This window comes from Ignavibacteria bacterium, assembly GCA_017303675.1.
In the GTDB taxonomy this organism is placed as follows: Bacteria; Bacteroidota; Ignavibacteria; order Tepidaquicellales; family OLB5; genus OLB5.
This window is the reverse complement of sequence record JAFLBX010000002.1, coordinates 208,828-223,664: the sequence shown is the minus strand read 5'-3', so window position 1 is coordinate 223,664 and position 14,837 is coordinate 208,828. Positions and strand designations below refer to the sequence as shown.

Below are 14,837 nucleotides of genomic sequence, written 5' to 3'. Positions count from 1 at the left end.
TTCTTTAAACTAAATTTTTGTTAATCTGTTGATCTGTTAATCTTAAATCAAGCTAATCCTTTAATCATGGTAATCAAGGTTATCATGGTAATCAAGGTTATCATGGTAATCAAGGTTATGAATCTAATATACATATCTCTTTCAAATTCCTGTACTTCTGCGCGTAATCGAGTCCGTAGCCAACTACAAATTTATTTTCAATTTCAAATCCCGTGTATTTTATTTCAAATGATAAGTTGCTCAGGCCTTTTTTTATCAGCAGGGCGCAGAACTCGAGTGAATTCGGGTTGTGCGAAAGCACAAGGTCGCGAATATATTTTATCGAAAGTCCCGAATCAATGATATCTTCAACGATTATTATATCCCTTCCTTCTATCTGGCAGTTAAGGTCTTTAAGCAGCTTAACTTCACCTGAAGATATTTTGCTGTCGCCGTAGCTTGAAAGCTTCAGGAAGTCAATTTCAACATCAAGTGTTACTTCCCTTACAAGATCGCTGATAAAAATAAAAGAACCGTTAAGCACACCAATGAACACAGGGATCCTGCCTTGATAATCACTGCTTATTTTTCCGGCAAGCTCTTTTAAACGCTTCTGTATCTCTTCAGACGAAATGAACGGCTTTAAATTGCCTGCTGATGTACTTTCTGAAGTTTGGGAATTGTTTTGTGAACTGTTTGCCTCCCCTGTACTTTTTTGCTGTAATTTCAAATGTTAGAACAACAATTAATGATTAGCAGTTTCAAAAGTGAAGATAATAAAAACCCGTCTTTTTGCTGTTATCTTTCATGATAGCAGTTGTTGGTGTTTTCACCAACAACAATTTTCAGCCGGATAACCTAAAACTATAATAAAAAACCCATCCTTTATTGCTGTTATGGATGGGAAAATCTATTAGCTTTAAAACCGGTATTAAGCCGCAGTTTCTTCCGCCAGAGTTCTTTTATTTCTTCTTATTGCTTTAGCCTTTTTCATGCGTTTTTTTATTGAAGGCTTTACAAAAAAGCCTCTTTTACGTACTTCTTTTAAAACGCCGGCTTTTTCATACTTCTTTTTGAATCTTTTTAAGACTTTATCTATAGATTCGTTTTCCTGAAGTGTTACTTTGATCAAATTTTTTTCACCCCTTTATTATGGATTTTAGCTTACAAATATAACAATTTTAAAATTTAAAATCTATATAAGCGCTAATATGTAATTTTTGATCAAAGAATGATTTAAACGCAAAAGCCTAACCACTAATTTCGCGAATTTAGCGAATTTCACGAATTTCATTATTTTCACGCCTGCCATAATGTGCGAGGCACGGAAAGGATTAAATTGATTCAAGCCCTGAAAGCCTATGGACTGGCTTAGACAGTGGCTCGACTACAAAAAGCAAAACCTGCCAGGTCTTCAAAATAAACCGTAGCCGAACCCTTTTAGGGTTTGTAATTATGATTAACATAAAATTAATAACGAGCCCTGAAAGCCTATGGACTGGCTTTGATAGTGGCTCGACTATAAAAAATAGATGTCGCCTTAGAGGAGTCGAAGGGCTGAAATCCATGTGCTTCGACTCCGCTCAGCACGACAAGATTTTGGGAAAGAGAGTAGTGCCACAAAAGCAAAACCTGCCGGGTCTCCAAGAGCCTGCAGGGTTATAAACGATTCTAAACTTCATTTTCAGGAAAATGCTTTTGGCAATTTCGCAGATCCGCCCTGGCGGGATCATTTTATCAAAACCATCTTCTTGGTTTCAAAGTATCCTCGTCCTGAGCCTGTCGAAGGACTTGCTTCAAGGCTATAAAAATAAAGCCCGCTCGCCAAATTACTTCCGTCAAACATCATCTCATAACTTCCGGCTTGTTTGTATTCGCTAACACTGAATACCTCTCTGCAAAGCAGATCATATATCTTTATTGATATAAACACACCCCGTCCTTCGGACACCCCTCTCCAGAGGGGAATATCATAACGTATAGTTGTAGTAGGATTGAAAGGATTTGGATAGTTTTGGTGAAGTTGAAACTTTTTGGGGATTTCAGTTCCAGTATGCTGTATTCCAATAGGATCTGCTTTGGTAGTCTTTAAAACATAAAGAAATTGCGCATCCAGTTCAAGTGGCGGGAAATTAAAAGCGTCTCCACTGACAATATAGGAACTATCATTGCATAAGTCTACAGATGATCCTGAAATTTCAAGTGTATCTAGCGGGTAGGTTTTTTCCCAAACTTTATTGCCTAAAGGGTCTATTGCCAATAAAAACGCTTCAGTGGATTTAACTCCTGTAATGACATAAGTGTTATTATATTCTACCCTAACAGCACAATCCGATGACCTCAAATTAAAATATGTATTTGTATCGCCATAAATTTTTGACCATTGTAAATTTCCGGAACTATCTGTTTTTGTGTAATACAACTTAATGTACTGATTGTTGTACCAAATTGTGCCAATTATTAAGAAACCATAATCCGGCGTTTGAAAAACGGAATTACTGTGATCATTAAATGTACTTCCATATGATTTAGACCATAAAGTATCTCCATTAATGTTTGTTCTAACCAATAGTTGCTGTACATTATTGATTATCGTAATTCCACCTGCTAGTATGAAACCTCCATCGGCAACTTGTTTTAGATGATAAATTGTACTTTGAGTATTTCCCGGTCTAATTATTTTTGACCACAATTTATTTCCATTAGTATCAATTTTTACCATATATCCTGATCTTACAGTGGGGCTGCCGGTTTCACATTTACCAACTGCAATGATTTTCATATCATTCGTTTCAATCAAGTGATAGAAATACAAGCTATATCCGGTTTCTGGTATATTCTTCATCCAGATTATGCTGCCATCTGGCCTCAATTTTACAACCAATCGGTTGTCTCCCACTGCAACAAAATCACCAGTTGAAGTTTCAATTACAGAAGTCATCCCTATAGTTGCAGGTAAATATCTTACCCACAGAGTATCACCTGTATTATTTAATTTTGCCACGAAACCCCAGTACCCGCTTCCCCCTCTTCTCCCGGCAATTACGTAATTTCCATCACTCGTTTGTTTAATGGAATTTCCTGTTGTCCAATTAGAATAGAGATCAGTCTTCTGCCAAACTACTTCTTGACCTAACACAATTTGGCTAAAAAAGATTAACACCACAGCTAAGCTAATTGCTTTTGGCTTTAATAATATAGTTCGTTTTTCAGTTTTATTGTTCATTATACTAAAAATCGATTTGTATCAGTTTGGCCGGTTTCATTTTTGCACTGTAAGCTCAAAGGATTCGGGTTTTATTAACAATTATCTGATTTAAATTAATATATAATATCGCATTATTCAAGCGTAAAATTGATTTGATCCGAACTAAAAATTACCATTACCCTTGCATTTGCCATACGCATATATTATATTACAATATATGCATTTTGCATATAATGAACCAATCCCTTTAATCATGAAATACTTAAATAATTGCGCATCCTTAGGCAGAGAAAATCTACCGGTAAACCGAATTATTAGAAACCCTAAAAATTACACAGAACCGAAGCATTCTAACTTTCCAGCGAATAGATATAAATACCCCATCGGCTGGAATAACGCCAAATCCGTTACGGATTTGGCATTCTAATCGGTCAATCATTCATTTTTATCCAATTTCTGGAATTCTAATCGTTCAATTTTCTTAATGCAGAAAGGCTAACCTGGAATGATTAATAGCCCTAACACCAAGCTCCGTAGGAGCGAAATGTTTGTAGATTGGTAAAACCCGATTGTTGAGCTCCGTAGGAGCGATATGTTTGTAGATTGGTAAAACCCGATTGTTGAGCTCCGTAGGAGCGATATGTTTGTAGAATGGAATAAACCCCAATGATGAGCTCCGTAGGAGCGAAATGTTTAAAATTACATAACAAGCTATGGTAAATAAACAAATTCAACAACAGTTTTCAAAACAAATTATTCCCAAAATGAATTATTCATAATGAGAAAATCTAAAGCCTTGAAATTTCAACACAGTTGCAAAATGAATATTCATAATGAAACTTGTTTCAAAATGAATAAATTCATTTTGAGAAAGTTTCACTTTCAAATAATAAGCTGTTTTCGCCAAAACTGCTCCCAAAACCCGTAAAAAAAAATTTTATTTTTTCATTGTGAGAAAATTCAAATTCAGAAACCATTATAAAAATTAACTGTTTAACTATTTAACCATCCAATAATTCCATAGAATTACCATTTAATCAAACAAACTATAAACTATAAATTATCAGCTGTAAACTAACATAAACTGCCTTGAAACTCTTGTTAATAATAGCTAAAATTGAGATTAAATCTAACGAAAATCAATAAAAAATATATCATATTTAATGAATAAAATGAATAAATTCAAAATGTACGGAATTCTATTAGTAATTGCCATGCTGGCTTTTTCAGCTTCTAACTGCAATAAAGCCAACAAAACCCTTGTTGATATAGGCGATGATAAAATAACACTGGGTGAGTTCGAAAAACAATACCTCAAAACTGTCGGGAATATCGATACTGCCAGGAACAAATCGATCGATGAAAAAAAGCAGTTCCTTAATCTTTACATAAACTTCCGCCTGAAGGTAAAAGATGCCCGCGAACGCGGATTGCTTAACAACCCCGATATTCAGAAGGATGTAGAAGAATATAAAAGGAACTTTGCCCCTACATACCTTGTGGATAAGGAAATAGTTAAAGAAAAAGTTGAAGACCTGTACGAAAAAAGGAAAGATGAAGTAAGGGCTTCGCATATCCTCATCAACCTGCCTGAAAACGCCTCACCGCAGGATTCAATTATGGCATACCAGAGAGCTGATTCTGTTATAGCAAGGCTTGAAAAAGGCGAAGATTTCGGAACAGTTGCAGAAATGTACTCGATGGACCGCACTGTTAAATCAAACCGCGGCGATCTTTATTACTTCACCGCCGGTATGACAGTACCTGAATTTGAAGACGCTGTTTACGCCTTAAAGGTCGGTGATATATCCAAAAAACCGGTAAGAACAATGTTCGGGCTGCATATTATAAAGCTGACTGACCGCAAGCCGAGAATTGAATCAGTTAAGATATCACACATACTTATCCAGGATAAACGCGACAGCATTGGTAATGTTATTGATTCAGTTGGCACTTACCAGAGAGCGCTTGATGTTTACAACAAAGCTAAAGGCGGCGAGAGCTTTGAATCACTGGTGCAGCAGTTCTCAGAAGATGCAGGCTCAAAAGTGCAGAACGGTGATCTTGGCAATGTTGAAAGAAGAAGGCTTGCGCAGCCGCTTGATTCAACAGCATTTACAATGTCAGTTAACGATGTTGCGGGTCCGATAAGAACACCATACGGATGGCATATTGTTAAAAAATTCGCAGAGAAAAAAGTCGGCTCGCTTGAAAAGGAATTTGAGACAATTAAGAACGAATTCAAAAAATCCAAAGCTTATAAAGATGAATACGCAAAATTTGTTGAAACATTAAAGGGAAAATTCAGTTATAAAATAGAAGCGGGTGGCCTGAACTTCCTGAAATCGAAGTTTGATTCCGTTAAAAGCGTATCAGACTATAACATGGATAGCCTCTTCACTGCAGGCGATAAGGAAATGGTAATTGCTTCATATGACGGCGGACAGGTAAAGATCATAGACCTGATAAACCACCTGAACGTAAACCGTGATTTCGCAAGAATGCCGCTGAATGACCAGACACTGCAGGCAATGATAAATTCAGCCAGCGAGAGTCCGCTGCTTAACAAAAAAGCTAAGGACTCAAACATAGAAAAAGATGATGAGTTCATAGCCAACATTACAGATTATGAGAACGGACTGCTCGTTTTCAGGGTTGACCAGGATGAGCTGTGGAGCAAGGTTAAGATAAACGACGGCGATATCACAACATTCTATGAAACCAATAAGACAAAGTATGTAAAAACAGATTCAACCGGCAAACAGGTGCCAAAATCAATTGAAGAAGCTAAACCTGAAATTTCTAACGAGCTTCAGCAGTTAAAGTATAAGGATTCAGAAAAAGCTTACCTGGATGCCCTGAGGCAGAAATACCCGGTAACAATTCATGATGATATACTTGCAGAAGCATACAAAGATTAATGGTTGCAGGTTGCAGGTTTCAAGTTGCAGGTTACAGGTAACAGGTAACAGGTTGCAGGTTGCAGGTTAAAGTTTAAATTAATTATTAAAGACTTAAAACTAAATATTGAATAAAATAAAAATAATACTGGCAGCTCTCTTCCTTATGTTATCGTTCAACACCTTTTCACAGGGTGAAGGCGATAAGATCATTGCAATTGTAGGCAATGATGTTGTTCTGCAGAGTGATCTTAACTTTTCGCTTTACAGCTATATGCAGCAGAACAATATTCAGCAGATATCAAACGAGCTTGTTCAGCAGGTTTTCCAGAACCTGGTATCAGAAAAGCTGATGCTAGCAAAGGCTGAGCAGGATAGCATATTTGTTTCAGCCGATGAAGTGAACAAGCAGGTTGAAGGCAGAATAAGGGATATGGTCACACAGTTCGGCTCTGAAAAGAACGTGGAAGATGCTTACGGGCTTACTATCCCTAAGATAAAGAACCTGCTTAAGGACCAGACAGAAAAGAACATGAAATTGACCCGCGTTAAGCAGGCAAAGTTCGGCTACGGCATAACGGTCACAAAGCCTGAGGTCACCAAGTTCTACAATGATTACAAAGACTCCCTGCCAATGGTACCCGAAACTTATGAGCTTGCGCAGATAATAAGGATACCCAAGGTAACCGAAGATGCCAAGTTCATGGCAAAGGAAAAGATAGAAAAGCTCTTAGACAGCGTTAAGCTGGGAATGGATTTTTCTGAGCTTGCAAAAAAATATTCTGATGATTCGCTTTCCGCGCTTCAGGGCGGAGCTTTGGGTAAATCCAAAAAAGGCTCGTTCGTAAAAGAGTTCGAAGATGCCGCATTCCTGTTAAAGCCCGGTGAAACATCAGGCATAGTTGAAACTGAGTTCGGATATCATATCATAAAGCTGAATGATAAATCAGGTGATTTCATCACCGCGCAGCATATACTGGTAAAATTCCCCAGGCTGGAAGCGGCTGATTTCACAGAAATAAATTTCTTAAAAGACCTGCGCGATAAGATAAACTCCGGGCAGATTACGTTTACCAAAGCCGCCGCTGAATATTCACAGGATCCCAAAGTAACTACAGACAGCGGTTATATAGGCAAGCTTAGCGTGAATAATTTAGACCAGCTTGAAGTTGCTGCGCTTACACCGCTTGCTATCGGGGAAATATCTGATCCTGTAAAAGTTGGTGATGAAAGATATTACGGCTATTATATGTATAAGGTTATGAACAAGTTCCCCGAGCATGCCGCTACGCTTGAAAGCGACTACATGCTGCTTGAGCAGTATGCCCAGAAGTACAAAGAGCAGAAGCTGCTTGGCGAGTGGCTTGAGGAGCTCAAGAAAACGATTTACCTCGAAATAAAACTGTGATTTTAATGCGGCAGTATTTTTTAAAATGCTGCCGCTTAATTTACTTAACTGCTTAACTTACTTAACACTAAATGCCGGGATTCACTTCAAGTTACTCTCCCCTGTTCCTAGTCCTCTTTGCTGTGATTGCCCTGGCAGTTTCATATTACTTTTACCGTAACACCGCTTTAGAAAAAAACAAAAAGACCCTTTTGATAATACTTAAAAGTACTGCAATATTTATTTTACTTGCGCTCTTTATAGAGCCCGTGCTTTCTTATTTAACAGGGAATGTTAATAACAGGAAGGATATCGTGCTGATAGATGCTACAAGAAGCAATGATTATTCCGGCAAAGATCAGCAGGTGATAAATATCTTAAAGGAAACCGGTATCTTCAGCGGCGGAAGCAGTGTATTTACATTCAGTAACGGCATCAAAGAAGTGAAGGATCCCGATTCAGTTCATTTCAGCGGGTATAGCACAGATCTCAGTGCATCCCTTAGAGCTATAGAAGAAAGCTTCCCCGACGGTTCTTATAATTCCGTCACAATAATTTCAGACGGGATATTTAATGAAGGCTCCGGTCCGCTTTATGAAGCCAGAAAGTTCTCAGCACCGTTCATAACAATACCGGTGGGAGATACCGTAACCAAAAAAGATATTACAGTAAAAAGTGTTGTACGCAATGAAAAAGCCTTTACAGGCACTGCCGTTAAGATAAGGGTTTACATTGCAGTTAATAAGGCAGGTACAGGCAGCACGGTTGTGAAGCTGCTCCGCGAAGGCAGTGAAGTAAGGTCACAAATGCTTAACTATGACGCTGCACGAAGCAGCTATGAGCTTGAATTTGATATCACAGAAAGCGCAGCCGGCAAGATAAAATATTCAGTTGCCGCAGAAAATATACCCGATGAGCTGACCTATAAGAATAACCGTTCAGATTTTTACATAACGTTTTTGGATAACAAGGTTAACATACTGGTATTATCAGGGGGACCCGGTTATGATAATGAATTCACTGGCTCGGTTTTAAAACGTATCGGCAACTATAATATCACTTATAAGACACAAAAATCTGCAGGTGAGTTTTACGAGGGTCCGGTTGACCCGCGTTCATTCGGCGAACTCTCAGCCTTGTTCCTGCTGAATTTCCCGGTAAGTGTAACAAGCCCTGCGCTGGTGAGTGATATATCATCTGCTGTTAAGCAGTATAACATACCCGTTGTTTTCTTTGCGGGCAAAAACACCGATTACCAGAAGCTGAGTGCGCTTGATGAGCAGATCCCGTTTTCGCTCACCCGTGTTAACCAGGGCGAAAGCTTATTCAGGCTTTTGCCTGTTTCATCAGCAGAAAATAATCTCACAAAAATTCCTTCTCTTGGCTCAACCCCCGAGATATTTAAAAATACGGGCGGCATAATGCCAAAGCCCGGTTCAGTCACGCTTGCAACCGATAAGGCATCAGGTGAACCGGTAATAATTAACAGGATAAACGGCAACACGCGCTCAACAGCGTTCTTAGGTTACGGGCTTTGGCGCTGGAAGCTGAACCCATCTTCGAATGCAGAAAAAACCCTTGAGGCAATGCTGCTTGAGCTGATAAATATTACTTTGGATAAGGAAAAAAGAACAAGGTTTAAAATATATCCTTCAAAAGATATTTTTGATTACACTGAACATGTAAAAATATTTGCTGAAGTGTATGATGAAAATTATATATTAACCCGCAACGCAAAGGTAACAGGAAGAATCCTCCGCGAAGACGGTTCAAATGCAGGTGAGCTTAAGTTCACACAGGAGGAAAATAAATTTTCAGCGGTTGTGCCTGCGCTGCCTTACGGTAATTATACCATCGAAGGTGACGCCGAATACAGCGGCAGCTACCTCGCAAGGGATGTGAACCGTTTTACAAGCGATACGGTAAATACTGAATACATCGATACAAAAAGCAACCCTGAGCTGCTGCGGGAGCTTGCCTCCCTAACAGGCGGCAGTTTGCTTGAGCCCGGGAATTTAAGCGGGTACAGCGATCTGCTGAAACAATACAAAGAGCAGCCGCGCAGCAACTATGAAACTGCCGCCGGAAAATATCTCCGGTTTGACCTGTGGGGAAATAAATATTACCTCATACTTGTTATCCTGCTCTTTTCAATCGAATGGGTTCTTAGAAAAAGAAATAATATTCCCTGATTTTCCGGGAATATGATACGGGTTATATTTTTAAGTATGATTTATTGATTTAAGTCATAAATTCATGTGGATAAATATCATATACCATAAAAGTCCACTTTTTAATTTAACGATTCTTTTTATATTTGTGTAAGAAGTTTTTTAATTTAAGGAGATAATAAACTATGCCTTGGGTAATTACAAAATTATGTCTTGACTGCAAAGATACAGAATGTGCAGAAGTCTGCCCGGTAGATTGTATTTATGAGCTGCAGGCTGATGACGATAACTTTTCAAAGAACATGCTTTACATTCACCCTGCCGAATGTATCGATTGCGCTGCATGCGAACCCGCTTGTCCCTGGCAGGCTATTTATGAAGACTCACAGGTTCCCGCTTTATTCAAAGATGATATTGAGCTTAACGCAAAGGTATTTGAAGTTCATCCTCCGGATGACTTTACAACTGAACCAACACCCATCAGGAAGAATCCGACACCTGAAGATATTGCTCAGAATAAAGCTAAATGGGGTTTCGCATAAATTTGGGAATGTAATAACAAAAAAAGCCGCCTGTTTGAGCAGGCGGCTTTTAATTTTTCAGAATACTTAAAAATCTTTCAGAACCTTTTCAAAATTATCACAGAACAGATCAATTTCTATTTCACCTATTATGTATGGAGGGAGCAGCCTTATGACATTTTCATTCGTACAGTTCACAAGCACGTTATGTTTCATTAATTCATTAACAACCTTTTCACCGGGGAAGTACAATTCCGCGCCTGTCATTAATCCCATACCGCGGATATCTTTAATCTTACCGGGATATTTATTTTTTATTGTATTCAGCTTATTCAAAAGAAGCTCACCCATGGTTTTATTGCTCTGCATTAATCCGCCCTCAAGCTCTTCCATTACCACGAGTCCGGATGCTGCAGCAACAGGGTTGCCGCCAAATGTTGAGCCGTGTTCACCGTATGTAAATACTTCTGCTACTCGCCTGTTTCCTGCAATTGCGCCAAGCGGCAGCCCGCCGCCGATGCCTTTTGCCATTATTATAATATCTGCATCAAGCCCGAATTGTGTGAAGGCGTTAAATGTACCGGTTCTGCCAACACCTGATTGTATCTCATCGGCGGCAATGAGGAACCTGTATCTTTCCTTAAGCTCATTCAGCTTATTTATGAATTCCGGTTGTGCGGGATTTACACCGCCTTCGCCCTGCAGGCATTCAATGAATACTGCCGCCGTATTCTCATCAATTCCGCTCTCAAGCTCAGATACCGAATTATACTCAAGATGCTTTACACCCGGCAGCAGCGGCAGGAATTGCTCGCGGTATTTTTTGCGGGCGGTTAGCGAAAGCGCTCCCATTGTTCTGCCGTGGAATGAGCCGGTGAATGAAACCAGCGTGGTTTTATCTTGGCCCAGGAAATACTTGCGCACAAGTTTTATGGCAGCTTCCGCTGCCTCGGTGCCGCTGTTGCAGAAGAATACTTTTTCGGCACCTGAGAGTTGTTTTATCTTCTCTGCAAGCGCTATTTGTTTTTCCTGGTAAAATAAGTTTGAAATATGAATATATTTATCGACCTGTTCTTTAATAGCATTGTTCATTTTTTTATGGCCGTAGCCCAACACATTCACGGCAAGGCCGCCGAACATATCCAGTATCTTTTCACCGGAAGAAGAGTAAAGGTAACACCCTTCTCCCCTTTCAATAACAATGCCAAGCCGCTTATAGGTATGGAAAAAATCTTTTTCTTCCTGTTTGCTCAGGTCGTTGATATTCATATTTAAATAATTACAGTAACTTTATTATCCTGTTAAATGCTTTTATTTTTTTCTTCAGCTCTGCTGCGGTGGAGTTATTCTTGATCACAAAATCTGCCCTTTTAAGCTTTTCGCGTTCATCAAGCTGCAGCTTCATCAGCTTCAGCACATCACGGCGTTTTACGTCGTCCCGGTTGATGATACGTTTGATCCTTGTTTCTTTATCAGCATAGATAAGAACGACATAATTCATCCTTTTATAGCTGCCTGATTCAAACATAATTGCAGCTTCAAAAAAAATGATCCTGTCCTTTATAGCGGCAACTATCCTGTCCATTTCCCGGAATACAAAAGGGTGAACTATAGAGTTCACCCTTTTAATATTTTTCTTATTTGAAAAAATTGCTTTCCTGGCGTTTATACGGTTTAATGTACCATCACTGTTAAGGATACTTTTCCCGAATTCTCCGGCAAGTTTTTTCAAGAGAGCTTTATTTGATGCATAAAGCTCTTTAGCTATTTTATCAGCATAAATTACTTTATAACCTAGTTCTTCAAGGTACCTGCAGGCAAGGCTTTTGCCTGAACCTATACCGCCTGTGATACCTATCTTTAGCCTGCTCTTTTGGGGCATACTTTTTATTTTGCGTACGCAACGGAACGCCGTTCACGGATCACAGTTACTTTGATCTGTCCGGGGTATTCCATTTCTTCCTGTATCCTTGTAGCAATATCAACTGAAAGCTGGTCTGCCAGAGCATCGCTTACCTTATCGTGCTCAACTATTACCCTTACTTCCCTGCCGGCCTGGATAGCGTAGGTTCTGCCAACACCTTCAAAAGATTTTGCGACTTCTTCCAGCTTCTGCAGGCGTTTTACATACCCTTCAACCGATTCGCGCCTTGCGCCGGGGCGTGCCCCGCTGATGGCATCGCATGCCTGAACAATAACTGCTATCGGTGTTTCCATTTCCATATCTTCATGATGAGCGCCAATAGCATTACATACAACCGGGTGCTCTTTATACTTCTTGGCAAGCTCATATCCAAGTATGGCGTGCGGTCCTTCAACTTCGCGGTCAATCACTTTGCCGATATCATGCAGCAATCCCGCGCGTTTAGCCATTACCGGGTCTAAGCCAAGCTCAACAGCCATAATGCCGCATAAATGCGCTACTTCAATGCTGTGCTGCAGCAGGTTCTGACCGTAGCTTGTGCGGTATTTCATTCTGCCTACATACCTTATCATTTCAGGATGCAGACCGTGTAAGCCGCATTCAATTATGGAATTCTCGCCGACACGGATAATTTCCTCTTCAAGCTCTTTACGGACCTTTTCAACTACTTCCTCAATCCTTGTAGGATGAATACGGCCGTCAGCAATCAAACGCTCCATGGAGATCTTGGCAACTTCACGCCTGAACGGATCGAAGCCTGAAATTGTTATTGCTTCCGGTGTATCATCAACAATAATATCCACGCCCGTAGCCGCTTCAAATGCACGGACATTTCTGCCTTCCTTGCCGATGATCCTTCCTTTGAGCTCATCGCTCTGGATATTCAGCACACTTACCGTGGTTTCAACTGAATGATCAGCAGCGCTCCGCTGAATAGCCTGTACAATCAGGTTACGCGCAAGCTTTTTGGCTTCGAGCTTCATTTCATCGCGGATCTCTTTCAGCCTGGTTGCAGTCTGCATTTTAGTTTCTTCGATGAGATTATTCATCAAAATGGTCTTGGCTTCTTCAGCGGTAAGACCAGAAATATTCTCAAGCCTGTTGTTCTGTTCCTGTATCAGGCTTTCAAGCTTTGTTTCTTTATCATTTAAGGAATTGATCTTGTTATTGAAGTCATTTTCGAGCTTATTTATCGATTTTTCCTTTTTGGCATATTCATCGATCCTTTTGCTGATAACTTCTTCTTTATCCTGAAGCTGTTTTTCGAATGATTTAAGCTTGTTCTTTTTGGACTGGTAGTCAGCATCAAATTCCTGTTTCTTTTTGTACCATTCGTCCCTTACTTCCAGCAGCTTTTCTTTTTTGATATTTAAAGCTGCCTTTTCGCCATCGGCGATAATACGTTTTGACTGTTCCTCTGCGCTGTTTATCTTGCCTTTTGTTACCTTGTTCTGCATGAACCATCCAAGATAAAATGTCGCCGCACAGAGTATGACGATCAATGGCACTAATACATAAATTTCCTGAAGCATATTTTATTTCTCCGTAATTCTAACATATGATTTTGGGTTGAAACGATTTAAAACAGTTAATTGAGTACTTTTTTATAAATAAAAAACCGCACGCGAACTAAAACCATAGCGAAAGAGTTATAGATCCCTCTTTCAACACAGTGGGTGAGTGCCGAAATGTCTTTTAACTTCCACTGATCACTTAAAACTGAACTCTTACAAGAGTTCCTGCGATCTCAAAGTAAACTCTGAGTGAGGCCTGTAATTGACATTGTAATCGAGCGTTCTCCCCAATTAAATAGTGTTGGATCTATTTAATTTTTGGCTACGGCCGGTCGGTGCGGTAATTTTATATTAAACTTCCTTATCCTGTATTTAAAGAACGGTAAATCCTGAATAAATCTATTTTATAGCTGCTATATATCAGGTGTTGCTGTCTATATAATCATTTATTTCTTTAACCTGAGAGTTCAGATTTCCGATCAATGATTTATAATTCTGGTCAAGAACAAAGCTTGAGTTCTTTTCCCTGTAATAATTTTCTGCTATATTTAATGCAGAAACTATAGCCACTGTAAAATCAGACTGGTTTGGAATATCATTTTGTACTTTATGCATTAATGTATCTACATACTGCGCACTTTTTTCGAGCAGCTCAACATCATCACCCTTAAGTGTGTAATGATTGTTGAATATTTTGATCCTGATATCCTTTGAGTCCATACGATTTATTGAAGTTTATTGTTTTACCTTTTGTAAATCCCGACCTTGTGATACAAAACAACTAATAAATTTTAACCTGTTTAAACAAAAAATGGCTGCTCTTTTAAATAAATTAAGCTAAAAGTTATTATTTGTTTTCTGTTCGAGATGAGTATCTAGCCTGACCATAAGTTCACGAATCCTTGATTTTAACTGAGCTTTATCTTCACCTGAAACTTTATTTTTTCTTTCTTCCAGAATTTTATTCTTTAAATCTGTAATTTCCTTATCTTTAGCTAAAAGCTCACTATTCCTGTTAGAAACCTCAATCTCTGCATCGCTTAATGCATGCTCAAGTTCTTTAACCTTTTCTTTGAGTAATTTGTTCTCATCTTTTGAAATATTGAATTTTTCAACCAATACTTTCACTTTTGAGAACATTTTCTCAAGCTCATTTTTTAAACCGGAATCGTTTACTTTTAGTATTGAATTATCCATAATCGGATATTATTTAACTTTCGGGCTAATCCCCTA

Annotated in this window: 12 protein-coding genes; 4 read left to right on the top strand and 8 right to left on the bottom strand. The window is 39.1% G+C overall.

Annotation, left to right across the window (positions count from 1 at the left end):
- Window positions 1–115: 115 nt before the first annotated feature.
- From hpt to J0M37_10240, 3 genes are all read right to left on the bottom strand, one after another.
- On the bottom strand, window positions 116–709 hold the full coding sequence (gene hpt, locus J0M37_10250; protein MBN8585467.1) for a hypoxanthine phosphoribosyltransferase: 594 nt from the start codon (window positions 707–709) through the stop codon (window positions 116–118).
- Window positions 710–910: 201 nt separating this feature from the next.
- Entirely contained in the window at window positions 911–1,111 is a 201-nt protein-coding gene (gene rpsU / locus J0M37_10245) for a 30S ribosomal protein S21 (GenBank protein MBN8585466.1), read from the bottom strand.
- Window positions 1,112–1,708: 597 nt separating this feature from the next.
- Window positions 1,709–3,118, bottom strand: coding sequence for a hypothetical protein (locus tag J0M37_10240; protein MBN8585465.1), 1,410 nt, complete (start codon window positions 3,116–3,118; stop codon window positions 1,709–1,711).
- A 1,241-nt stretch (window positions 3,119–4,359) separates the two neighbouring features.
- Here J0M37_10240 and J0M37_10235 point away from each other — a divergent pair.
- The 4 genes from J0M37_10235 (at window position 4,360) to J0M37_10220 (ending at window position 10,187) form a co-directional block, all read left to right on the top strand.
- Window positions 4,360–6,108, top strand: a complete 1,749-nt coding sequence (locus J0M37_10235; protein ID MBN8585464.1) for a peptidylprolyl isomerase — start codon at window positions 4,360–4,362, stop codon at window positions 6,106–6,108.
- Window positions 6,109–6,214: 106 nt separating this feature from the next.
- Window positions 6,215–7,495: a peptidylprolyl isomerase gene (locus J0M37_10230; GenBank protein ID MBN8585463.1), complete on the top strand. Its 1,281-nt coding sequence runs from the start codon at window positions 6,215–6,217 to the stop codon at window positions 7,493–7,495.
- Between the two features lie 71 nt (window positions 7,496–7,566).
- Window positions 7,567–9,666 carry a hypothetical protein gene (locus J0M37_10225; GenBank protein ID MBN8585462.1) on the top strand — a complete coding sequence of 700 codons (2,100 nt, stop codon included), beginning with the start codon at window positions 7,567–7,569 and terminating at the stop codon, window positions 9,664–9,666.
- 164 nt (window positions 9,667–9,830) lie between these two features.
- On the top strand, window positions 9,831–10,187 hold the full coding sequence (locus tag J0M37_10220) for a ferredoxin family protein (protein MBN8585461.1): 357 nt from the start codon (window positions 9,831–9,833) through the stop codon (window positions 10,185–10,187).
- Between the two features lie 66 nt (window positions 10,188–10,253).
- Here J0M37_10220 and J0M37_10215 read toward each other — a convergent pair whose 3' ends face one another.
- From J0M37_10215 to J0M37_10195, 5 genes are all read right to left on the bottom strand, one after another.
- A complete protein-coding gene (locus J0M37_10215) occupies window positions 10,254–11,435 on the bottom strand; it encodes an acetylornithine/succinylornithine family transaminase (protein ID MBN8585460.1) in 1,182 nt (393 codons plus the stop codon).
- A 10-nt stretch (window positions 11,436–11,445) separates the two neighbouring features.
- Window positions 11,446–12,048 (bottom strand): dephospho-CoA kinase, encoded by a 603-nt coding sequence (locus tag J0M37_10210; GenBank protein ID MBN8585459.1) that lies wholly within the window; start codon window positions 12,046–12,048, stop codon window positions 11,446–11,448.
- 5 nt (window positions 12,049–12,053) lie between these two features.
- Entirely contained in the window at window positions 12,054–13,622 is a 1,569-nt protein-coding gene (gene rny / locus J0M37_10205; GenBank protein ID MBN8585458.1) for a ribonuclease Y, read from the bottom strand.
- 402 nt (window positions 13,623–14,024) lie between these two features.
- Entirely contained in the window at window positions 14,025–14,324 is a 300-nt protein-coding gene (locus J0M37_10200; GenBank protein MBN8585457.1) for a cell division protein ZapA, read from the bottom strand.
- A 117-nt stretch (window positions 14,325–14,441) separates the two neighbouring features.
- Complete coding sequence (locus J0M37_10195) at window positions 14,442–14,801, bottom strand: hypothetical protein (GenBank protein MBN8585456.1); 360 nt, start codon at window positions 14,799–14,801, stop codon at window positions 14,442–14,444.
- Window positions 14,802–14,837: the final 36 nt, after the last annotated feature.